The 21,849-nt window shown below is 71.8% G+C and carries 15 protein-coding genes and 1 pseudogene; 10 read left to right on the forward strand and 6 right to left on the reverse strand.

The window, feature by feature from the left end:
• Positions 1–261 precede the first annotated feature (261 nt).
• Positions 262–876: pseudogene (locus VIU94_RS05065) on the forward strand (hypothetical protein); the annotation flags it as partial.
• Between the two features lie 376 nt (positions 877–1,252).
• Here the strand turns inward: VIU94_RS05065 and VIU94_RS05070 are convergent.
• A complete protein-coding gene (locus VIU94_RS05070) occupies positions 1,253–1,675 on the reverse strand; it encodes a secondary thiamine-phosphate synthase enzyme YjbQ (protein ID WP_331907965.1) in 423 nt (140 codons plus the stop codon).
• Between the two features lie 111 nt (positions 1,676–1,786).
• Here VIU94_RS05070 and VIU94_RS05075 point away from each other — a divergent pair, with 111 nt between their 5' ends.
• Complete coding sequence (locus tag VIU94_RS05075; RefSeq protein WP_331907967.1) at positions 1,787–2,875, forward strand: NAD(P)-binding domain-containing protein; 1,089 nt, start codon at positions 1,787–1,789, stop codon at positions 2,873–2,875.
• A gap of 24 nt (positions 2,876–2,899) precedes the next feature.
• Here VIU94_RS05075 and mltG read toward each other — a convergent pair whose 3' ends face one another.
• Both mltG and VIU94_RS05085 read right to left on the reverse strand, forming a co-directional pair.
• A complete protein-coding gene (gene mltG, locus VIU94_RS05080) occupies positions 2,900–3,775 on the reverse strand; it encodes an endolytic transglycosylase MltG (protein ID WP_331907969.1) in 876 nt (291 codons plus the stop codon).
• Between the two features lie 321 nt (positions 3,776–4,096).
• Complete coding sequence (locus VIU94_RS05085; RefSeq protein WP_331907971.1) at positions 4,097–5,944, reverse strand: ABC transporter ATP-binding protein; 1,848 nt, start codon at positions 5,942–5,944, stop codon at positions 4,097–4,099.
• 114 nt (positions 5,945–6,058) lie between these two features.
• On the opposite strand from VIU94_RS05085, the gene VIU94_RS05090 reads away from it, so the two are divergent.
• The 3 genes from VIU94_RS05090 to VIU94_RS05100 all read left to right on the forward strand — a co-directional run bounded on the left by VIU94_RS05090 (position 6,059) and on the right by VIU94_RS05100 (position 11,076).
• Positions 6,059–6,517 carry a MarR family winged helix-turn-helix transcriptional regulator gene (locus VIU94_RS05090; RefSeq protein ID WP_331907973.1) on the forward strand — a complete coding sequence of 153 codons (459 nt, stop codon included), beginning with the start codon at positions 6,059–6,061 and terminating at the stop codon, positions 6,515–6,517.
• A gap of 13 nt (positions 6,518–6,530) precedes the next feature.
• Complete coding sequence (locus tag VIU94_RS05095) at positions 6,531–9,458, forward strand: FAD-binding and (Fe-S)-binding domain-containing protein (protein ID WP_331907975.1); 2,928 nt, start codon at positions 6,531–6,533, stop codon at positions 9,456–9,458.
• 199 nt (positions 9,459–9,657) lie between these two features.
• Entirely contained in the window at positions 9,658–11,076 is a 1,419-nt protein-coding gene (locus VIU94_RS05100) for a Gfo/Idh/MocA family protein (protein WP_331907977.1), read from the forward strand.
• Positions 11,077–11,133: 57 nt separating this feature from the next.
• Here the strand turns inward: VIU94_RS05100 and VIU94_RS05105 are convergent, their stop codons facing one another.
• Complete coding sequence (locus VIU94_RS05105) at positions 11,134–12,741, reverse strand: peptide-N4-asparagine amidase (protein WP_331907979.1); 1,608 nt, start codon at positions 12,739–12,741, stop codon at positions 11,134–11,136.
• 169 nt (positions 12,742–12,910) lie between these two features.
• Here VIU94_RS05105 and VIU94_RS05110 point away from each other — a divergent pair, with 169 nt between their 5' ends.
• Both VIU94_RS05110 and VIU94_RS05115 read left to right on the forward strand, forming a co-directional pair.
• Positions 12,911–14,740 carry an ABC transporter transmembrane domain-containing protein gene (locus VIU94_RS05110; protein ID WP_331907981.1) on the forward strand — a complete coding sequence of 610 codons (1,830 nt, stop codon included), beginning with the start codon at positions 12,911–12,913 and terminating at the stop codon, positions 14,738–14,740.
• A complete protein-coding gene (locus tag VIU94_RS05115) occupies positions 14,737–16,518 on the forward strand; it encodes an ABC transporter ATP-binding protein (protein ID WP_331907983.1) in 1,782 nt (593 codons plus the stop codon). Before VIU94_RS05110 ends, VIU94_RS05115 begins: the two co-directional genes overlap by 4 nt.
• A 143-nt stretch (positions 16,519–16,661) precedes the next feature.
• Here VIU94_RS05115 and VIU94_RS05120 read toward each other — a convergent pair whose 3' ends face one another.
• Entirely contained in the window at positions 16,662–17,453 is a 792-nt protein-coding gene (locus VIU94_RS05120; protein WP_331907985.1) for a metal-dependent hydrolase, read from the reverse strand.
• A gap of 71 nt (positions 17,454–17,524) precedes the next feature.
• Between VIU94_RS05120 and VIU94_RS05125 the strand changes: the two genes are divergently transcribed.
• Together VIU94_RS05125 and VIU94_RS05130 are read left to right on the forward strand one after the other, a co-directional pair.
• Positions 17,525–20,098, forward strand: coding sequence for a DEAD/DEAH box helicase (locus VIU94_RS05125; protein ID WP_331907987.1), 2,574 nt, complete (start codon positions 17,525–17,527; stop codon positions 20,096–20,098).
• Between the two features lie 25 nt (positions 20,099–20,123).
• Positions 20,124–20,987, forward strand: coding sequence for an acyl-CoA thioesterase (locus VIU94_RS05130; RefSeq protein WP_331907989.1), 864 nt, complete (start codon positions 20,124–20,126; stop codon positions 20,985–20,987).
• A 32-nt stretch (positions 20,988–21,019) separates the two neighbouring features.
• On the opposite strand, the gene VIU94_RS05135 is transcribed toward VIU94_RS05130, so the two are convergent.
• Positions 21,020–21,241 (reverse strand): DUF6011 domain-containing protein, encoded by a 222-nt coding sequence (locus VIU94_RS05135; RefSeq protein ID WP_331907991.1) that lies wholly within the window; start codon positions 21,239–21,241, stop codon positions 21,020–21,022.
• Positions 21,242–21,277: 36 nt separating this feature from the next.
• On the opposite strand from VIU94_RS05135, the gene VIU94_RS05140 reads away from it, so the two are divergent.
• Positions 21,278–21,760, forward strand: coding sequence for a glutathione peroxidase (locus VIU94_RS05140; RefSeq protein ID WP_331907993.1), 483 nt, complete (start codon positions 21,278–21,280; stop codon positions 21,758–21,760).
• Positions 21,761–21,849: the final 89 nt, after the last annotated feature.

Genomic DNA, 21,849 nt, shown 5'->3' on the forward strand with positions numbered 1-21,849 from the left:
CGTCACCTCCCACTTGCACGTCGTGGATTCGTCAACTGCAGGATCGCATGGCAAACCCCATGGGTCGTCTCGGTTGCTACCCCTCGACTCCGCCAACCTCCGCAAAGACAACCCCAGGCTACTGGTTGCTGTGCGCACCAGGCCGGTGCTGTGGCCATCCCATCTCGGGACTGCCACAGCGGACGGAGGCCAGTGAGGCGCACAAAGGCTGGCCGTGGCCGGTCCGCCGCGTTGGCATCACGACAGTCTTGCCGGCCGCCCGATCAAGCCACCGCCATCCTGCTCGACCAAGGCAAGCTCGGTGTCTCGCTGGGACTGGACTCGGCAGTGCATGCCATCAGCAAGGCGCTGGCCGCCGCTGACCGCCGCCTTGCCAAGTGGCAGAGCGCACTCGACAAGCTGCCCGACGGCAAGCCCGTCGAGATCGGCACGCTGAACAAGTCGTTCCCCGGCGTCGACGACCACGGCGGCGAGTTCCGCACCCACCTCGAACTCGCTGCCTTGGCCATCGCGCTGAAGCGGCGGGTCATTGTCCTGCAGGCCGTCGAGCATGCCCAGATCGACCCTGGCAACTTGTTCGAGAACTTCACCCGCGCACTCAAGTCCGACCAGCAGCGCCTCGACAAACTGGAGTCGGGCATCGCCGGGGTCCTGGAGCGCCTGTCGGCACTGGAGCTGGCACGCACGTCCAGTTTGCTGCCCCTGATGCACATCGGTGACGTCGATCGCCTGCTGCGGGCGGCAAACGGGCTTCACAAGCTGGGCGACGGCGTCGTGGTCAACAGCCCCACGACCGACGTGGCGATTGAGATTGCCCGCAACGAGGACGGCTCGCTGGTCGTGTTCCCCGCCCTGCCCGCGCAGGCGTGGCCGTAGACGCGCTCGCACTCTCACTTGATGGGCGTTGCGGGGTGTGTTCAGTGGGCGTTAAGTCCGATCTCCCTCGGTTCGTGATCGATCGTTCGTGATCCAGGTCCTGCGACCTGAGGGAAAGTCGTCGCTGCCGAGGTGAGGCGGTCGAGCATGGCGGGGGGGGGAGAAGGCCGGCATCACGATCTTGGCCGGGGCTCCTTTGGGGACGCCAGCATTGACCCCTAAGAAGCCTCTCCGGACGCAGCGGCGTCGAGCACAGGTACTTGGCACCCTCGCATCCCGACTCGGCGAGGTTGTCCGCGGACAGGAACAGGTGTTGCGTCCCGGTCACGTACCTGGGACTCGGCGGCCACACCCAGGACGATCTCGATCGGCTCGATCAGCCAAGGAAGCTCAACCGCACTTGACGGTTGGCATTGTCTTTATTGGTGTCGACCAGGCAGATGGACTGCCAAGTGCCCAGGACAAGGCGGCCGTTCAGGACCGGGAGGGTGGCGTGCGGGGGGACCAGGGCCGGGAGGACGTGGTCGCGGCCGTGGCCCGGGGAGCCGTGGCGGTGTTGCCAGCGGTCGTCGGCCGGGAGGAGGTGGTGGAGGGCGGTGAGGAGGTCGCCGTCGCTGCCCGCGCCCGTCTCCAGGAGGGCCAGGCCGGCGGTGGCGTGCGGGACGAAGAGGTTGAGCAGGCCGTCGCGGCCGGAGGCGGTCTCGGTGAGGAAGTCCTCGCAGGCGCGGGTGAGATCGGTGACGGTCTCGGCGCTGCCGGTGGTGAGGTCGAGGACCCTGGTGGTGAAGGTGGCGGACATGCAGCCATTGTTCCCGGCCGGTGGGCGAGATCATGCGTCCACACACCGAGACGCGATTGCCGTGCAGCCGGGGCCGGGAAGATCCCGGGCCCCTCGCTGGTTGGTGGAATCGTGAACGATTTCGGGGTACACGACGTGGACGTGGTGGTCATCGGCGCCGGGCAGGCGGGGCTGTCCGCCGCGTACCACCTCCGGCGGACCGGACTCGAGCCCGACCGGGACTTCGTGGTCCTCGACCACGCCTCGCGACCGGGCGGCGCCTGGCAGTTCCGCTGGCCCTCGCTCACGTACGGCAAGGTGCACGGGATGCACGCGCTGCCGGGCAAGGAGCTCACCGCCGCCGACCCGGCCCGGCCCTCCTCCGAGGTGATCGGGGGGTACTTCGCCGACTACGAGGAGACCTTCGACCTGCGCGTGCACCGGCCCGTCGACGTCACGGCGGTGCGCGAGGGCGAGGGCGGGCGGCTGCTCGTCGAGACCTCGGAGGGCACGTACGCGACCCGGGCGCTGATCAACGCGACGGGCACCTGGGACCGGCCGTTCTGGCCCCGCTACCAGGGGCAGGAGACGTTCCGGGGCCGGCAGCTGCACACCGCGAACTACCCCGGTCCGCAGGAGTTCGCCGGGCAGCGGGTCGTCGTGGTCGGCGGCGGCGCGTCCGGGACGCAGCACCTGATGGAGATCGCCGAGGTCGCGGCGGAGACGACGTGGGTGACCCGGCGCGAGCCGGTCTGGCGCGAGGGTCCGTTCGGCGAGGAGCAGGGCCGGGCCGCGGTCGCGCTGGTGGAGGACCGGGTACGGCGCGGGCTGCCGCCGCAGAGCGTCGTCTCCGTCACCGGGCTGCCGCTCAGTGACGCGATCCGCGACGCGCGGGAGCGCGGGATCCTGGACCGCAAGCCGATGTTCGACCGGATCACCCCGACCGGGGTGGCCTGGGACGACGGCCGGACGGTGGACGCGGACGTGATCCTCTGGGCGACCGGGTTCCGGGCGGCCGTCGATCACCTCGCCCCGCTGCGGCTCCGCGAGCCCGGCGGCGGCATCCGGGTGGAGGGGACCCGGGCGGTCAAGGACGAGCGAGTCCACCTCGTCGGGTACGGCCCGTCCGCCTCGACCATCGGCGCGAACCGCGCCGGGCGCGCGGCCGTGACGGACATCCGCCGCCTGCTGGCCCGCACGCCGGAACCCGTCGGGGCGTGAGGCGGACGTCTTCGAACAGGCCCGTCAGCCCGCCGTCGCAGCCACCGTCGCGCTCCTGCGCTCCTCATTGAACTCCGCGACATTGCGCTGCTGCTCCGCGTAGTCGGCGGTGAACCGGGTGTCCCCCGGCTTCACGGTGACGAAGTACAGCCAGTCCCCCGGCGCGGGGTCGATGGCCGCCGCCATGGCCTGCTCCCCCGGGTTGGCGATCGGGGTCGGCGGCAGGCCCGGGCGCTCATAGGTGTTGTACGGGCTGTCGATCCGGGTGTCCTCGTACGTCGTGTCCACGGTGGAACGATTCAGCGCGTAGTTCAGCGTCGAGTCCATCTGCAGCGCCATGCCCTGGGCGAGGCGGTTGTGCACGACCCGCGCCACTTTCGCCATGTCCTCGACCGAGTCGGCCTCGGCCTGGACGATGCTGGCGACGATCACCGTCTGGTGCAGGCTCAGCCCCTGCCGCTGCGCGCCGGCCGTGATGCGGTCGGCGCCGAAGCGCTCGCCGGCCGTCCGGACCATGTAGCGCAGCAGGCCCTCGGCGGTGGTCGTCCGCTCGATGGGGTACGTCGCGGGGAAGAGATAGCCCTCGGGGTTGCCCCGGGCGGCGGCCGGCAGTGCGGGCGCAGCGGCGGTCGCGGCCCGTCGGGTGGCGCCCCCGGGAAGCTTGAGCGCCCGGTCGACGGCGGCGTACACCTGGGTGGCTCGCCAGCCCTCCGGGATGAGGAGGGTGCGCTTCTTCTCGGCGACCGGAGGCTTTTCGTCCGGCCGAAGCAGCAACAGGGGGACGGCGACGGCGGCCGCCGCGGTGAGCAGCGCGAGCGCGAGCAGGATGAACCGGGCGCGCCGGGTCAGTCGGCTCCGGCGCCGGTGTGGGGGTTCGAGCCGGGGGAACGCGTGCGTCATGGGGGCACGCTAACCCGGTAGCGCCCCATATCCATGTAATTCATACATTCCGGTCATACGGCGACGCCGCCGACCCCCTGGGACGGGGGGCCGGCGACGCCGCTCTGCTGCTCGACCCGCGAGGGTCAGGTCAGGGTCAGACGAGCCAGCCCAGGAAGTGGAGGACGCCGGCGAGCAGGTTGGTGATCACGTTCATGGTGGTGCTTTCTCCTCATGCAGGTACGTCTTTTCGGGACAGCGCAGTCGCGGTCTGCAGCCCGTCGCTTGCGCACCGTAATCATCAGCCGCCACAGGGGAGTGGGGCAACGCCTACGGGAACGATCACACGTACCGGGGAACAACCGCTCGTGCGTTCGCGTGTTCGTCACGGCGCACCAGGGCCGCGTACCGGCCGTCCCGATCGAGGAGTTCCTCGTGGCTGCCGCGCTCGGCGATCCTGCCTCCTTCGAGGACGACGATCTGGTCGGCGTCCCGGACGGTGGAGAGCCGGTGGGCGATGGTGATCGTGGTGCGTCCGGCGGACAGCGCGTCGATGGCCTGCTGGACGGCGTGCTCGGTGCGCGTGTCGAGCGCGCTGGTCGCCTCGTCGAGGATGAGGACCGGCGGGTCGCGCAGGATGGTGCGGGCGATGGCGAGGCGCTGCTTCTCGCCGCCGGAGAAGCGGTAGCCACGCTCGCCGACCAGGGTGTCGTAGCCGTCCGGCAGCGAGGCGATGTGGTCGTGGATCTGGGCGGCGCGGGCGGCGGCCTCGATCTCCTCGTCCGTGGCGTCCGGCTTGGCGAAGCGCAGGTTGTCCGCGACGGAGGCGTGGAAGAGATACGTCTCCTGGGAGACGACGCCGACGGCGCGGGCCAGCGTGTCGAAGTCGAGGTCGCGGACGTCGACGCCGTCGAGGGTGACCCGGCCCCCGGTCACGTCGTACAGCCGCGGCACCAGATAGCTGAGCGTCGACTTGCCGGAGCCGGTGGGGCCGACGACGGCCAGGCTGGCGCCCGCGGGGACGGTCACGTCGACGCCGTCGAGGGTGAGGCCGTTCCGGGCCTCGGGATCGGCGTCGGCGTCGTAGTGGAAGTCGACGTCCTCGAAGGCCACTTCGCCGCGTATCTTCTCCAGCCGCACCGGCCGCTCGGGCTCGGTGATGTCGACCGGGAGGTCCAGGTACTCGAAGATCCGCTGGAACAGCGCGAGCGAGGTCTGGATCTGCACGCCGGTGGAGAGCAGGCTCACCGCCGGGCGGAAGAGGCCCTGCTGGAGCGAGACGAAGGCGACCAGGGTGCCGATGGAGATGGCCGGGCCGCCCGACTGGAGGGCGAGGCCGGCGGCCCAGTAGATCAGGGCGGGCATGGCGGCCATGACGATGCCGATGGTGGACATCCGCCAGCGGCCGGCCATGGAGGAGCGCACTTCGAGGTCGACGAGGCGCTCGGACTCCTCGGCGAAGGACCGGGTGAGCGAGTCGGCGCGGCCCATGGTGCGGCCGAGCAGGATGCCGCTGACGGAGAGCGACTCGGTGACGGTGGCGGCCATCGCGGCCATCTGCTTCTGCCGCTGAGTGGTGATCGTCTTGCGCTCGCGTCCGACGCGGCGGCTGATCCACACGAACACCGGCAGCAGGAGCAGCGAGACGAGGGTGAGCCTCCAGTCCAGCGCGAGCATGGCCACGATCGTGGCGATGACGGCGGTGAGGTTGGAGACCAGGGAGGTGGCCGTGGAGGTGACCGTGGCCTGCATCCCGCCGATGTCGTTGGCGATCCGGGACTGGACTTCGCCGGTGCGCGTACGGGTGAAGAAGGCCAGCGGCATGCGCTGGAGCTGTGCGTAGACCGCGGTGCGCAGGTCGTGCATGACACGCTGGCCGACCGTGGTCGATATCAGCGTCTGCAGCACGCCGAACACGCTGGTCACGACGGCGGTGACGATCATGCCGAGGGCGAGCAGGCTCAACAGTCCGGTGCGGCCCTGCGGGATCGCGGTGTCGAGGATCTCCTTCAGCAGGAACGGCGAGGCGACCGTGACCAGCGACGACGCGCCGACGAGCAGGCCGACGACGGCGAGCCGGCCGCGGTACGGACGGAAGAGCCGCAGGATCCGCCGAATCTGGGCGGGCTCCTTCGGCTGCGCGAGATCGCGGGGCGGGGGTGTCCAGGTGGACTGGTCGTGGGGGTGCATGGGCTCCTACGAGGGTATGCGGACGAGTCTCAATGCATCGAAACGAAGTGGATCAGAGCATAGCTCATTGTTACCTATGCTCACAATGAACTAGGTCCTGATATTGTTCCCGACATGGACAACCCCGACGTGAGCGGCCGCGACGCCGACGGCCTCCTCGCCGAGCAGCTGCTGCGCCTCACCCGACGCCTGCACCGCATCCAGAAGCAGCATCTGGAGCCGGTCGGCATCACGCCCGCGCAGTCCAGGCTGCTGCGCACCGTCGCGCACTACGACCACCCGCCCCGCATGGCGGACCTCGCCGCGCGCCTGGAGGTCGTGCCGCGGGCCGTGACCAGCCTGGTCGACGGTCTGGAGGCGGGCGGCCGGGTCCGCCGGGTCCCGGATCCGACCAACCGCCGGGTGGTCCGGATCGAGCTCACCGACGCGGGCCGCGCCACGCTGAGGGAGCTGCGGAGCGCGCGCCGGGCCGCCGCAGAGGACATCCTGGCTCCATTGACCGGCGAGCAGCGCGACGTGCTCGGCGGTCTGCTGACCGCTCTGGTCGACCCCGCACCGGAGCGCCGCTGCTGAGGGGAGCCCCGCGATGCCGCTGCTGGAGCCGAACCCGCACGCCCTGCGCCCCGGCAGCCGCAGACGGACCCCGGCCCCGGACCGGGTCCCCGACCACCATGCCCGCGGCACCCCGCGGCCGCTGCGCGACGAGCTGACCGCCGTACTCGGTCCTGGCAAGGTCCTCTCCAAGGTCTCCGACCTCGTGCGGTACGCCTCCGACGCCAGCCCCTACCGCTTCGTCCCGCAGGTCGTGGTGGTCGCCGAGGACATCGACGACATCTCCGCCGTGCTCTCGTACGCGCACGGCAAGGGCCGTGAGGTGGTCTTCCGGGCGGCCGGCACCAGCCTGAACGGCCAGGCCCAGGGCGAGGACATCCTCGTCGACGTGCGCCGCCACTGGGCCGGCGTTCAGGTGCTCGACGACGGGGCCAGGGTCCGGGTCCGCCCCGGCACCACCGTCGCCCGGGTCAACGCGGCGCTCGCCCGGCACGGCCGGGTGCTCGGCCCTGACCCGGCCAGTGCCGTCGCCTGCACCGTCGGCGGGGTCGTCGCGAACAACGCCTCGGGCATGACCGCCGGCACCAGCCGCAACTCCTACCGCACGCTCGCCTCGCTCACCTTCGTGCTGCCGAGCGGCACGGTCGTGGACACCGCCGACCCGGCCGCCGACGAGGAACTGGCCCGCGCGGAGCCGCGCCTGTGCGCCGGGCTCATGGACATCAAGGCGGAGATCGAGGCCGACGCGGAGCTGACCGCCCGGATCCGCGCCAAGCACACCATCAAGAACACCAACGGATACCGGCTCGACGCCTTCCTGGACGGGACCACGCCCGCGGAGATCCTGCGCGGGCTGATGGTCGGCTCCGAGGGCACCTTCGGCTTCATCTCCGAGGTCGTCTTCGACACGCTGCCGCTGGACCGCGAGGTCTCCACCGCCCTGCTCTTCTTCCCCTCGCTGCCGGCCGCGGCCGCCGCCGTGCCGCGTTTCAACGAGGCCGGGGCGCTCGCCGTGGAGCTGATGGACGGCAACACGCTGCGGGCCTCGGTCAGCGTCCCGGGCGTGCCCGCCGACTGGGCGGAGCTGCCCAAGGAGACCGCCGCGCTGCTCGTCGAGTTCCGCGCGCCGGACGCAGCCGCCCAGGAGGCGTACGAGCAGGCGGCGAAGGAGGCGCTGGAGGGCCTGACAACGGTCGCGCCGGTCTCCTCGGTCGACAACGCCTTCACCCGCGACCCCGGCACGATCGCCGGGTACTGGAAGGCCCGCAAGGCCTTCGTGACGGCGGTCGGCGGCTCCCGTCCGTCCGGTACGACGCTGATCACCGAGGACTTCGCGGTGCCGCCGGAGCGACTGGCCGAGGCCTGCGCAGCGCTGCTGGACCTCCAGGAGCGGCACGGCTTCGACGCGGCCGTGGCGGGCCACGCGGCCCACGGCAACCTGCACTTCCTGCTCGCCTTCGACGCGGCCGAACCGGCGGACGTCGAGCGGTACGCCGCGTTCATGGCGGAGTTCTGCGCGCTCACCGTGGAGCGGTTCGACGGCTCCCTCAAGGCCGAGCACGCCACAGGCCGCAACATCGCGCCGTTCCTGGAGCTGGAGTGGGGCCCGCGGGCCACCGGGCTGATGTGGCGGACCAAGCAGCTGATCGACCCCGACGGGGTGCTCGCCCCGCGCATCGTGCTCGACCGCGACCCGCGGGCCCATCTGCGCGGCCTGAAGACGATCCCGAAGGTGGAGGCGATCGCCGACCCGTGCATCGAGTGCGGTTTCTGCGAACCCACCTGCCCCAGCCAGGACCTGACGACCACACCCCGGCAGAGGATCGTGCTGCGCCGCGAGATGATGCGGCAGGCCGACGGCTCGCCGGTGGCGGAGAACCTGCTCCAGGCGTACGGGTACGACGCCGTGGACACCTGCGCCGGGGACTCGACGTGCAAGCTGGCCTGCCCGGTGGGGATCGACACGGGCGCGCTGATGAGGGAGTTCCGCCACGAGCGGCACTCGCCGCGCGAGGAGCGCGTCGCGGCGCTCGCGGCCCGGGGCTTCCGGGGCGTGGAGGCGGCCGCGCGGCTCGCGGTGGCGGCCGCGGCGCCGCTCGGCGACCGGTTCCTGGAGTCGGCGACGGGCCTGGCCCGCCGGACCGTGCGCCCCGATCTCGTACCGGAGTGGCTGCCGGAGATCCCCGGCGCGGCGGCCCTGCGACTGCCGCGCACGCACCGCCCGGCGGCCGTCGCCGTGTACTACCCGGCGTGCGTCAACCGGATCTTCGGCGGACCGGAGCCGCGGCGCGGCCCGTCGCTCCCCGAGGCAGTGGTCCGGCTGTCGGCGCGGGCGGGCCGGGCGGTGTGGGTCCCGGACGACGTGGCGGGCACCTGCTGCGCGACCATCTGGCACTCCAAGGGCTACGCGCGGGGCAACGCCGTGATGGCGAACCGGATCGTGGAGGCCGCCTGGGGCTGGACGGCCGGCGGGGCGCTGCCGCTGGTGGTCGACGCGTCGTCCTGCACGCTCGGCATCGCGCAGGAGGTGGTGCCGTATCTCACCGATGACAACCGGGAGTTGCACGCGGAGCTGACGATCGTGGACTCGCTCGTCTGGGCGGCCGACGAGCTCCTCCCCCGGCTCCGCGTGCGCCGCCGGATCGGCTCGGCCGTGGTCCATCCGACCTGTTCGATGCGGCATCTCGGCGTCGAGGACCGGCTCACGCGGCTGGCCGAGGCGGTGGCCGACGAGGTGGTCGTGCCGCTCGACGCGGGCTGCTGCGCGTTCGCGGGCGACCGCGGGATGCTGCACAAGGAGCTGACGGAGTCCGCGACGGCCCGTGAGGCGGCCGAGGTGACCTCGCGGGCGTACGACGCCCATCTGTCGGCGAACCGGATGTGCGAGATCGGCATGGACCACGCGACGGGGCGGACGTACTACTCGGCCCTGCTGGAGCTGGAACGCGCCACCCGGCCCTGACGGCCCGGGAACGCCCCTGGGGCCCGGTCGCGATCACCGCGACCGGGCCCTTCGCCGTGCGCGGAACCGAAGAGTCCAAGGTTTCGAACCGAGAGTCCAAATAGCCCCCTTGCGCATCAGCAGTCCCAACGGCCAGGGTCCTTACCGGAATTCCGGAATTCATGAACCAGCAGCCATGCCATCCGCAACTGGAGGTTCGATGAACGACGAAACATCCGAGTACGGGCCCAGTCGGCGTTCGGTCCTCAGGACCACGGCGGGCGCGGCGGGCGCCGGGATCGGCCTCGGCGCCCTGGGCGGCACCGCACCCGCCCAGGCCGCCGAAGGCGCCTTACCGGCGGCCGGCGCCGACGCCGACGCCCCGGTGCGCCGAGGCGCCACGATGGCCGGCGTCCCGTTCGAGGGCCGCGGCACGGTACGGGTCGGGATCGTCGGCCTCGGCAATCGCGGCGGCAGCATGATCGATCTCTTCCTCGCCCTGCCCTGGGTCCGGGTCGTCGCGATCTGCGACCCGGTGAAGGCGAAGACCGAGCGGGCCGCCGCCAAGGTCGTCGCCGCCGGTCAGCCCTCCCCCGCCGTCTACGCCAACGGCGCGGACGACTACGCGCAGCTCTGCGAGCGCGGCGACCTCGACTTCGTCTACGTGGCCACCCCGTGGGACCTCCACTTCGAGATGGCGAAGACGGCGATGCTGAACGGCAAGCACGTCGGCGTCGAGTGTCCGATAGCGATGCGGCTCGACGAGCTGTGGCAGCTGGTCGACCTCTCCGAGCAGACCCGCCGCCACTGCATGCAGCTGGAGAACTGCTGCTACGGCCGCAACGAGATGCGGGTGCTGCGGATGGCGCACGCCGGCAAGTTCGGCGACCTGCTGCACGGCGCGGGGGCGTACAACCACGACCTGCGGGAGCTGATGTTCTCGCCGACGTACTACGAAGGCCCGTGGCGACGGCTCTGGCACACCCGGCTGCGCGGCGACCTCTACCCCAACCACGGCTTCGGGCCGGTCGCCAACTACATGGACGTCAACCGCGGCGACCGCGTCGTCAGCATCAGCAGCTTCGGCACGCCGGCCCTCGGCCTCGCCCAGTACCGCGCCGCGAACATGCCGCCCGGCGACCCGAGTTGGAAAGAGACGTACATCGAGAGCGACCGGACGATCAGTGTGGTCCAGACGGCGAAGGGCCGCGTGATCCGGCTGGAGCACGACGTGTCCACCCCGCACCCGTACAGCCGGATCAACAGCCTCGGCGGCACCCGGGGCGTGTTCGAGGACTACCCGGCCCGGATCTATCTGGAGCCGGACCACAAGAACGACCAGTGGGGCGACTTCGCCGCCTACGCGAACGAGTTCGACCACTGGCTCTGGAAGGAGCACGCGAATCCGCCCGGCGGGCACGGCGGCATGGACTACATCATGATCTACCGGCTGATGCAGTGCATGCAGCTCGGGCTCGCCCCCGACTTCGACGTGTACGACGCGGCCACCTGGACCGCCCCGGTGCCGCTCAGCCATCTGTCGATCAGGGCGAAGGGGGCGCCGCAGCCGATCCCGGACTTCACCCGGGGCGAGTGGCGCAAGGCCCGGTCCGGCGTGGACTCGGCCAGGCCCGCGTAGCCCGGCCACGACGAGGGGCCCGGAGGCGGCTGCCGCCTCCGGGCGCCTGTCGGTGTGTCAGCAGCGCCGCAGATCCTCCGTCAGCGTGCCCTGCGCGGTCTTCAGGCTCCGGTCGTAGCAGCCCGCCGTGCCCTGCACGCGGTAGCGCTCGGCCGTCGTCCCGACCGCGTGCCGCTGGTCGCGCGGCACCCCGGTGGTGTATGTGGCGTCCCCCTGGTAGCGGTCGTCGACGCGCTGCCAGGACAGCCGCTGCCCGCCCCGCACGACGGTGGTGTCGGCCCGGTCGCCGAGCGCGAGGACGGTGCGCAGCCGGGCATCCGCGCCGAGCGTGGTCTCGCCGTCCATGGTGTACGTCCGGTGGGTCCGGGTCGTGGTGCGGCCGACGGTGACGGACTCGTCATCGGTCCAGGAGGCGGTCAGCGCGTCGCGGCTCTCGCCGTCCGTCCAGCGGTGCGCGGAGGTGTTGGCGACGCTGCGGGAGACGGTGGTGGCGACCCGACCGTGCGAGGTGTTCAGGTGGCCGGCCACGGTGAGCCGGTGACCGCCGTCCGTGTCGAGGCGGTGCTCCGAACCGGGCGTGTACACGGAGGAGTTGCTCGGCGCGGACTCCTCGTGCCGGTCGAGCCCGCCGGTCACGACCGTGCTGCCCTCGTCCTGCCAGAGCAGCAGGTTGGTCGGCGTGCTCCAGCCGGTCTGACCGGCCGGGACGCCGGCCACGGAGACCTCGACGCGGTGCTCCAGGCCGTCGTTGAGGAGCGCGGCGAAGGGCGTGAGGTCGTAGACGACGGGCTGGATGTCGAAGGCGCGCGGCCCGGGGGTGACGTACCAGAGGAACGGGTTGGACCAGCCGCCGGTCCAGACGGTCGGGAAGGGCGCGGCTATGCCGGCGAGCCGGCCGTCGACGGCGATCCGCACCTCGCGGTACGGACCGTCGTCCGCCTGGCAGGAGTACGGGGCCGCGGCGGGCGCGGTCAGGTACCAGTACTCCTCGCAGCCGCCGCCGGAGCCGGTGGCGTACACCTCGGCGAGGATCCGCTCGGTGTTGCGCGGTGTGGTCAGGCGCGCGTTCTCCAGCGGGAGGACCTTGTCGGGCGTGGCCGCGGGGCGCACGTTCCCCTGGGCGGCGTAGAAGGTGAGCGTGACCTTGACGTCGAAGATCCCGGTGTACGTCTCGTTGACGACGTTGCCGATGAGCATCTCGACGGGCTGGGGGCGGGCGAGGGTGTCGCGGTAGCGGGTGACGTCCTTCTCCGCCGACCAGGCGATGCCGTCGGGCGAGGGCTGCGGGGTGGACGTCCGGAGGATCTCGACGCCGCCGACAGTGAGGTAGCCGAGCCGGTCGAACTGGCGGCCCTTCACGCTGCCCTCGAGCCGGAGCACCACCTTGTTCCAGCGCGTGCCGCAGTCCTCGGGCGGGGCGTAACTCCCCTTGTAGGGGGTGAAGTCGCGGAACTGGGCCTGCGCGAGGGTGATCGTGCAGGACCGGCTGTCGGGCTTCTCGACGGGCGGCGCGGCGGTGACCGGATCGTGCCAGTCGCTGCCGAACTCGGCCGGTGGAGTGACGCTCGCCGGTGCGTCGGCGGCGGCCGCCGGGACGGCGGAGAACAGTGTGCCGGCGGCCAGCGCCAGCCCACTGATCATGCCCGTGATCCTCTGTCGTCTCATGGGAGGCGAGTGAAGCGCGGGAAGGGCGATGCGGTCCAGAGGGCCGTGTGCGACCTTGGCGTGTTCTGTGCCCCGATGCGAGAAAATCAATTGCCGACCGGCGTCCCGGAAGGCGAACCTTGCACGGTTTGAGCCATCGGTCGAAGAACCGCCGACCCCCTGGGACGTCATGCAGATCCGTGAACTTCCGTACGCCGACCCAGGGGTCCCCGATGTCCGCTCGGGCACGCGGTTCCTCCTGTGGCTCGGCCGCAACCAACTGGCCGGACAGGTCAAGGCGCTGCTCTGGGGCCTGCTGCTCCTGCTCGGCGTCGCCGGACTGCCGCTCGGCGTCGGATTCGCCGTGCAGGCGGTCGTGGACCGCAGCGCCGGACGGCTCGCGCTCGCGGGCGGTCTGATCGCCGCGCTCGGCCTCGCCATCGCCGTCGGCGATCTGATGCTGCACCGGGTCGCCGTCACCAACTGGATCACCGCCGCGGCGCGGGTGCAGCAGCTGCTGTCCCGCAAGACCGCCGAACTCGGCTCCGTCCTCACCCGGCGGGTCGCCGCCGGGGAGATCATTTCTGTGTCCACGGGCGATGTGGAGAAGATCGGATGGTTCGTCGAGGCGCTCTCGCGCTTCGCGGCCGCCGCCCTCAGCCTCGTCCTCGTCTGCGTGGGCCTGGTGATCTACCAGCCCGCGCTCGGCGTCGTGGTCGCCACGGGCGTCCCGGTGCTCGCACTGGCCGTGCTGCCACTGCTGCCCCGGGCCACCAAGCGCGCCGACGCGCAGCGCGAGAAGGCGGGCAAGGCCACCGAGCTGGCCTCGGACACCGTGGCCGGGCTGCGCGTGCTGCGCGGCATCGGCGGCGAGGAGCTGTTCCTGGGCCGCTACCGGGCGGCTTCGCAGGAGGTCCGCCGGGCCGCCGTGCACAGCGCCCGGATGTGGGCCCTGATCGCGGCCGTCCAGGTACTGCTGCCGGGGCTGCTGCTCATCGCCGTGGTGGCGTACGGGGCGGGGCTCGTGCTCGACGGCCGGATCGCGGTCGGCGAACTGGTCACCGTGTACGGCACGGTGGCGCTCACGTACCACCCGCTGAGGCACTTCGAGGAGATCGCCATGGCGTACTCCTTCTCCAAGCCGTCCGCCCGGCGGGCCGCCCGAGTCCTGGCGCTGACCCGGACGACGACGGCCGCCGAGGCCCGCGCCGACGCCGACGGGAAGGCGGCAGGCGGCGACCTGTACGACCCCGCCACCGGCGTTCGCGCCCCGGACGGGCTGTTCACCGCCGTGGTGTGCGGCGACCCGGACGCGGCCGGGCGGCTTGCCGACCGGCTCGGCGGGCACCCGGCGGAGCCGGACGAGGCGCATGCCTCGGTGCTGCTCGGCGGGGTGGCGCTGGACGAGCTGTCGCTCGACGCGGCCCGGACCGCGGTCCTCGTCCAGGACAAGGACCCGGTGCTGCTCTCGGGCACGCTGCGCGAGCTGCTCGACGTGCCCTCGTCCGGCGCGGTCGACGCCCGCGAGGCGCTGGACGCGGCGCAGTGCGCGGACGTCCTCGACGCGCTGGCGCAGGCGTCGGTGGACACCGACGGCGACCCGATGCGCACCCGGATCACCGAGCGCGGACGCTCGCTCTCCGGCGGCCAGCGCCAGCGTCTGGCTCTGGCCCGCTCGCTGGTCACCGACCCGGAGGTGCTGGTGCTCGACGAGCCGACCTCGGCGGTCGACTCGCACACCGAGTCGCGGATCGCGGCGGGCCTGGCCCGGCTGCGCGCCGGACGCACCACCGTGGTGCTGGCCTCCTCGCCGCTGCTGCTCGACCTCGCGGACCGGGTCGTCCTGGTGCACGAAGGACAGGCCGTGGCGGTCGGCACGCACCGCGAACTGCTGCGCACCGAGCCGCGCTACCGGGCCGTGGTCACCCGCGAGACCGACGAGGAGATCGCCGTACGGGCCACGGCGCTGGACCCGCTGGAAGAACTGGAACTCGCGGAAGCGGAAGGAGAGTCGGCATGATCGGCATCTCGCCCCCGGAGTACGACCCCGCGGCGCCGACCTCGGCGACCACCCTGCCCGTCGGCACTGCGGCGACCGTGCGCGGCTACGTACAGGAGCTGCTGCGCCGGCACCGCACGGCCTTCGTGCTGCTGGTCACGGTCAACGCGGTGGCCGTCGTCGCCTCGATGGTCGGCCCGTACCTGCTCGGCGGGCTGGTGGAACGGCTGTCCGCCGGAGAGCGAGAGCTCCGACTGACGCTCACCGTCGGCCTGTTCGCGGTCGCGCTGGCGGTCCAGGCCGTGTTCGTACGGCTGGTGCGGCTGCGCGGCGCGACGCTCGGCGAGGAGATGCTGGCCGACCTGCGCGAGGACTTCCTCGTGCGGTCGGTGGGGCTGCCGCCGAGCGTCCTGGAGCGGGCCGGCACGGGCGATCTGCTGTCCCGGATCACCACCGACGTCGACCGGCTCTCCAACGCGATGCGCGAGGCGGTGCCGCAGCTGGCGATCGGCGTGGTGTGGGCGGGGCTGCTCATCGGCGGCCTGACGCTGACCGCGCCGCCGCTGGCGCTGGCGGTCGTGATCGCCGCGCCGCTGCTGATCACCGGCTGCCGCTGGTACTTCCGGCGGGCGGGCGCGGCCTACCGCTCGGAGGCGGCGGGGTACGCGGCGGTCGCCGCCGCGCTCACCGAGACGGTCGACGCGGGCCGGACGATCGAGGCGCACCGGCTCGGCGCGCGCCGGGTCGCGCTGTCGGACCGGCGGGTCAAGGAGTGGACGGCGTGGGAGCGGTACACGCTGTTCCTGCGGACCGTGCTGTTCCCGGTGGTCAATCTGACGCACACGCTCGTGCTCGGCTCGGTGCTGATGATCGGCGGGGCGTTCGTGCTGAAGGGCTGGCTCGACGTCGGCCAGCTGACGACGGGCGCGCTGCTGGCGCAGATGCTGGTGGACCCGATCGGGATCGTGCTGCGCTGGTACGACGAGCTCCAGGTGGCCCAGGTGTCGCTGGCCCGGCTGGTCGGCGTCCGTGACATCGAGCCGGACGGGGGCGACGCGGGAGTGCGCCCGCAGGGGCGCGAGGTCCGCGCGGTCACGGTCTGCTTCGGCTACCGCGAGGGCGTCGACGTGCTGCACAAGGTGTCGATGGACGTCGCCCCGGGGACGCGGCTTGCCCTGGTCGGCCCGTCCGGCGCGGGCAAGTCCACGCTCGGCCGGCTGCTCGCGGGCATCTACGCGCCGCGCACCGGCACGGTCACGCTCGGCGCGGCCGAGCTGGCGCGGATGCCGGCGGAGCGGGTGCGGGAGCATGTGGCGCTGGTCAACCAGGAGCACCACGTGTTCGTCGGCTCGCTGCGGGACAACCTGCTGCTCGCGAAGACCGGCGCCCAGGACGCCGAGCTGTGGGCGGCGCTCGGCGCGGTCGACGCGGACGGCTGGGCGCGGGCGCTGGACGACGGCCTGGGCACGGAGGTCGGCTCGGGCGGCCTCGCGCTGAGCCCGGCCCAGGCCCAGCAGATCGCCCTGGCCCGCCTGGTCCTGGCGGACCCGCACACCCTGGTCCTGGACGAGGCCACCTCACTCCTCGACCCCCGAGCCGCCCGCCACCTGGAACGCTCGCTGGCCCGTGTTCTGGAGGGCCGCACGGTGATCGCCATCGCCCACCGCCTCCACACGGCCCACGACGCCGACGTGATCGCCGTCGTCGAGTCCGGCCGCATCAGCGAACTGGGCAGCCACGACGAACTGGTCGCCGCGAACGGCCCGTACGCGGCCCTGTGGCGCTCCTGGCACGGCTGAGCCGGTGACGGTCGGCGGGGCCCGGTCCCTACGGGACGGGCCCCGCCGCCGTCGCTACGGTTTCTCGGCCGTGGGCAGGCCGTCGCTACGGCTTCTCGGCCGTAGGCAGGCAGGCCCGCTTCGAGGCGCGGTTCGCCCCGTCCCTACAGGTACCCGAGCGCCGCCGCGCCCCCCACGCCGCCGAGCAGCATGAACGCGGGCATCAGGACCTTGAGCTCGACCCAGCTGCCGGCTCGGAAGCGCATCGCCTTCGGCGGGCCGATCGGGTACCAGCGCTTGCGGCCGACCGGGATCGGCCACAGGATCGGGCAGCCGGAGACGGTCAGGGCGTCGCCGATGTCGTGCACCAGGGCGCCGAGGACGATCGGCAGGCCGAGCCAGAGGTACTCCTGGCCGGGCGCGGTGAAGAGCCAGTCCGAGCCGCTGCCGGGCTTGTCGAGGACGCCCGCCAGGATCCAGGCGCTGGTCGCGCCGAGCAGCCAGACCAGGACGTCGCTGGACATCCGCGCGGCCCGCCACAGCAGGCCCTCGACCGCGAGCACCACGTGCACGAAGAGGATCGCGAGCACGGCCCAGCGGCCCCCGGTGATCGCCGCCACGGACGCGCCCGCGCCGATCAGGACGGCCCACAGCCAGGTGTGGGTGAGCGTGCGGTGACCGCCGGACCTACGCGGGTCGGCGGTGGAGCGCGTCGCCTTGTAGACCGCGTACGACAGCTTGTCGACGATCTCGCACAGGCCCCGTGAGACCGGCCCGAAGGCCCGCGAGATGGTCGCCGACTTGTGGTCGAGGTCGGGGGCGAGGGCCGCGCCCGCGCAGATGAGCGCGCCGACCACGAGCACCGGCCACGGCATCGGGTGTCCGAAGCCGGCCGCGGCCGCCCCGACGCCCAGCCAGGCTGCCGCTCCGGACAGCGAGTGCGCCGGTCCCATCATGGTCGTTCCCGCCCCATTCGTCGCACGCCGGCGCTCAGTTGACGACCGGTCGACGGGACAGCGTAGCGTCCGTGATCTTCGGGGCGGCGGCCGGTTCCCTCCTCCGGGCGGAATCCAGGCAAGATGGGGGCGTGACCCTTATCGATCAGCTCCCTGCGACCCCCGACCCCGACGCCCTCTTCGAGGCCTTCTCCTCATGGGCGGAGGGCCGGGGCATCACGCTGTACCCGGCCCAGGAGGAGGCGCTGATCGAGGTGGTGTCCGGGGCGAACGTGATCCTTTCGACCCCCACCGGCTCCGGAAAGTCGCTGGTCGCGGCTGCCGCGCACTTCACGGCGCTGGCCAACGACCAGGTCACCTTCTACACCGCCCCGATCAAGGCGCTGGTGTCGGAGAAGTTCTTCGACCTGTGCAAGATCTTCGGCACCGAGAACGTCGGCATGCTGACCGGCGACGCGTCGGTGAACGCGGACGCGCCGGTGATCTGCTGCACGGCCGAGGTGCTGGCCTCGATCGCCCTGCGCGACGGCAAGGACGCCGACATCGGCCAGGTCGTGATGGACGAGTTCCACTTCTACGCGGAGCAGGACCGCGGCTGGGCCTGGCAGATCCCGCTGCTGGAACTCCCTCAGGCGCAGTTCGTCCTCATGTCGGCGACGCTCGGCGACGTGGCGATGTTCGAGAAGGACCTGACCCGGCGCACGGGCCGCCCGACCTCTGTGGTCCGCTCCGCGACCCGGCCGGTGCCGCTCTCGTACGAGTACCGGCTCACGCCCATCACCGACACGCTGACCGAACTCCTGGAGACCAAGCAGGCTCCGGTCTACATCGTGCACTTCACGCAGGCGCAGGCCGTCGAGCGGGCGCAGTCGCTGATGAGCATCAACATGTGCACGCGGGAGGAGAAGGACAAGATCGCCGAGCTGATCGGCAACTTCCGCTTCACCACCAAGTTCGGCCAGAACCTCTCGCGCTATGTGCGGCACGGCATCGGCGTACACCACGCGGGCATGCTGCCGAAGTACCGGCGTCTGGTGGAGAAGCTGGCCCAGGCCGGTCTGCTGAAGGTGATCTGCGGTACGGACACGCTCGGCGTGGGTGTCAACGTGCCCATCCGTACGGTGCTGTTCACGGCGCTGACCAAGTACGACGGCAACCGGGTACGCACCCTGCGCGCGCGGGAGTTCCACCAGATCGCGGGCCGGGCCGGCCGGGCGGGCTTCGACACGGCCGGTTTCGTGGTCGCGCAGGCGCCCGAGCACGTCATCGAGAACGAGAAGGCGCTCGCCAAGGCGGGCGACGACCCGAAGAAGCGCCGCAAGGTGGTCCGCAAGAAGGCTCCGGAGGGCTTCGTCGCGTGGAGCGACACCACCTTCGAGAAGCTGATCGCCGCCGAGCCCGAGCCGCTGACCTCGCGCTTCAAGGTCACCAACGTCATGCTGCTCTCGGTGATCGCCCGGCCGGGCAACGCCTTCGAGGCGATGCGAAAGCTCCTGGAGGACAACCACGAGCCGCGCAAGGCCCAGCTGCGGCACATCCGCCGGGCCATCGCGATCTACCGCTCGCTGCTCGACGGCGGCGTGGTGGAGCAGCTGGAGAAGCCGGACGCGGAGGGCCGCACGATCCGGCTGACGGTCGACCTCCAGCAGGACTTCGCGCTGAACCAGCCGCTGTCGACGTTCGCGCTCGCCGCGTTCGACCTGCTCGACCCGGAGTCGCCGTCGTACGCCCTGGACATGGTCTCGGTCGTCGAGTCGACCCTCGACGACCCGCGCCAGATCCTGGCCGCCATGCAGAACAAGGCGCGCGGCGAGGCCGTCGGGCAGATGAAGGCGGACGGCGTCGAGTACGAGGAGCGGATGGAGCGGCTCCAGGAGATCTCGTACCCGAAGCCGCTGGAGGAGCTGCTCTGGCACGCGTACAACGTGTACCGGAAGTCCCACCCGTGGGTGGGCGACCACCCGGTCTCGCCGAAGTCCGTCATCCGTGACATGTACGAACGGGCCATGTCCTTCACGGAGTTCACGTCCTGGTACGAGCTGGCGCGGACCGAGGGCATCGTGCTGCGCTACCTCGCGAGCGCGTACAAGGCCCTTGACCACACCATCCCGGACGACCTGAAGACCGAGGACCTGGAGGACCTGATCGCCTGGCTGGGCGAGATGGTGCGCCAGGTGGACTCCTCGCTGCTCGACGAGTGGGAGCAGCTGGCGAACCCGGAGATCGAGACGGCCGAGCAGGCCCAGGAGAAGGCCGACCAGGTCAAGCCGGTCACGGCGAACGCCCGCGCCTTCCGCGTCCTGGTGCGCAACGCGATGTTCCGCCGGGTGGAGCTGGCGGCCCTCGACCACGTGAACGAGCTGGGCGAGCTGGACGGCGAGTCCGGCTGGGACGCGGACGCCTGGGGCGAGGCGATGGACGCGTACTGGGACGAGTACGACGACCTGGGCACGGGTCCGGACGCGCGCGGCCCGAAGCTGCTCGCGATCGAGGAGGATCCGGCGCACGGCCTGTGGCGCGTCCGGCAGACCTTCGCCGACCCGAACGGGGACCATGACTGGGGCATCAGCGCGGAGGTGGATCTCGCGGCCTCCGACGAGGAGGGCCGGGCGGTCGTCCGCGTGACGTCCGTGGGCCAGCTGTAGCGGAGCAGACAGAGGGAGCGCCGTCGTGACCAACCCTGCCGAGAGACTCGTGGACCTGCTCGATCTGGAGCGGATCGAGGCGAACATCTTCCGTGGCCGCAGTCCGCAGGAGTCGTTGCAGCGGGTCTTCGGCGGGCAGGTCGCCGGGCAGGCCCTGGTGGCGGCGGGCCGGACCACCGACGGGGACCGGCCGGTGCACTCGCTGCACGCCTACTTCCTGCGGCCCGGCCGCCCGGGCATGCCGATCGTGTACCAGGTGGAGCGGGTGCGGGACGGGCGTTCGTTCACCACCCGCCGGGTCACGGCGGTCCAGGACGGCCGGACGATCTTCAATCTGACGGCCTCCTTCCACCGGCCGGAGGAGGCCGGATTCGAGCACCAGCTGCCCCCGCGGCACGTCCCGCTGCCGGAGACGCTGCCGAACCTCGCGGACGAGATCCGCGACCACCTGGGGACGCTGCCGGAGTCGCTGGACCGGATGGCCCGGCGCATGGCCTTCGACATCCGGTACGTGGACCGGCTGCGCTGGACGAAGGACGAGGTCAAGGGCGCGGACCCGCGCAGCGCGGTGTGGATGCGGGCGGTCGGCCCGCTGGGCGACGACCCGCTGGTGCACACCTGCGCGCTGACGTACGCCTCGGACATGACGCTGCTCGACGCGGTGCGCATCCCGGTGGAGCCGCTGTGGGGACCGCGCGGCTTCGACATGGCGTCGCTGGACCACGCGATGTGGTTCCATCGCCCGTTCCGCGCCGACGAGTGGTTCCTGTACGACCAGGAGTCCCCGATCGCGACGGGCGGCCGCGGCCTGGCCCGGGGCCGGATCTACGACCGGGAGGGCCGCCTGCTGGTGTCCGTGGTGCAGGAGGGGCTCTTCCGCGAGCTCTAGGGCCTATCCGACCCTGATCCGCCGGACAGGCCCTAGGACACGTCCTGGATGCCCGGCAGTGTGTCCTGCTCGACCTCGTGGCGGCGGGTGCGGATCTCCGGGCCCGGCGGGTGCAGCTTGGCGTCGCAGGCCGGGCCGAGGCCGGTGCGGCGGGACTCGGCGCCGGTCAGCGGGCGCCCGCACAGCCGGCACTGCACGCGCCGCGGCGGCTCGGGTGCGGAATCGATCGCGATTGCCAGCCGTTCATCTCCCATGTTGAGATCAAACCTCATTCCGACGAGGAGCTGTCCATGGCCCTGTACGACATTCCGCTGAAGACCCTGACCGGCGAGCCGACCTCGCTCGCCGACTACCGTGACCACGCCGTCCTGGTCGTGAACGTGGCCTCCAAGTGCGGCCTGACCCCGCAGTACGCCGGTCTGGAGCGGCTGCAGAAGGAGTACGGGGAGCGTGGCTTCACCGTGCTCGGCGTGCCGTGCAACCAGTTCGCCGGGCAGGAGCCGGGCAGCGCCGACGAGATACAGACGTTCTGCTCGGCGACGTACGGCGTGACGTTCCCGCTGCTGGAGAAGGCGGACGTGAACGGTGCGGACCGGCACCCGCTGTACTCGGAGCTGACGCAGATCGCGGACGCCGACGGCGAGGCCGGCGACATCCAGTGGAACTTCGAGAAGTTCCTGGTGGACGGCGACGGCCGGGTCGTGGCCCGCTTCCGCCCCCGCACCACCCCTGAGGACCCCGCGGTCACGGGGGCCATCGAAAAACTCCTCTGACGGGCGGGCAACCCGGCGGCGCCACCCGACGCCGCCACCCCGGCAGTGCTACCTGGCCGCCGTCACTCGGCGGTGTGCGCGAGGACGGC

Source organism: Streptomyces sp., assembly GCF_036566765.1.
Classification (GTDB): Bacteria; Actinomycetota; Actinomycetes; order Streptomycetales; family Streptomycetaceae; genus Streptomyces.

What these genes read in the sequence shown, in the direction of transcription:
- VIU94_RS05140 (WP_331907993.1), top strand. Translation starts at nt 21,278, where the DNA reads ATGGCCCTGTACGACATTCCGCTGAAGACCCTGACCGGCGAGCCGACC.
- VIU94_RS05135 (WP_331907991.1), bottom strand. Translation starts at nt 21,241, where the DNA reads ATGGGAGATGAACGGCTGGCAATCGCGATCGATTCCGCACCCGAGCCG.
- mltG (WP_331907969.1), bottom strand. Translation starts at nt 3,775, where the DNA reads ATGACGCACGCGTTCCCCCGGCTCGAACCCCCACACCGGCGCCGGAGC.
- VIU94_RS05100 (WP_331907977.1), top strand. Translation starts at nt 9,658, where the DNA reads ATGAACGACGAAACATCCGAGTACGGGCCCAGTCGGCGTTCGGTCCTC.
- VIU94_RS05095 (WP_331907975.1), top strand. Translation starts at nt 6,531, where the DNA reads ATGCCGCTGCTGGAGCCGAACCCGCACGCCCTGCGCCCCGGCAGCCGC.
- VIU94_RS05115 (WP_331907983.1), top strand. Translation starts at nt 14,737, where the DNA reads ATGATCGGCATCTCGCCCCCGGAGTACGACCCCGCGGCGCCGACCTCG.
- VIU94_RS05110 (WP_331907981.1), top strand. Translation starts at nt 12,911, where the DNA reads ATGCAGATCCGTGAACTTCCGTACGCCGACCCAGGGGTCCCCGATGTC.
- VIU94_RS05120 (WP_331907985.1), bottom strand. Translation starts at nt 17,453, where the DNA reads ATGATGGGACCGGCGCACTCGCTGTCCGGAGCGGCAGCCTGGCTGGGC.
- VIU94_RS05090 (WP_331907973.1), top strand. Translation starts at nt 6,059, where the DNA reads ATGGACAACCCCGACGTGAGCGGCCGCGACGCCGACGGCCTCCTCGCC.
- VIU94_RS05085 (WP_331907971.1), bottom strand. Translation starts at nt 5,944, where the DNA reads ATGCACCCCCACGACCAGTCCACCTGGACACCCCCGCCCCGCGATCTC.
- VIU94_RS05105 (WP_331907979.1), bottom strand. Translation starts at nt 12,741, where the DNA reads ATGAGACGACAGAGGATCACGGGCATGATCAGTGGGCTGGCGCTGGCC.
- VIU94_RS05070 (WP_331907965.1), bottom strand. Translation starts at nt 1,675, where the DNA reads ATGTCCGCCACCTTCACCACCAGGGTCCTCGACCTCACCACCGGCAGC.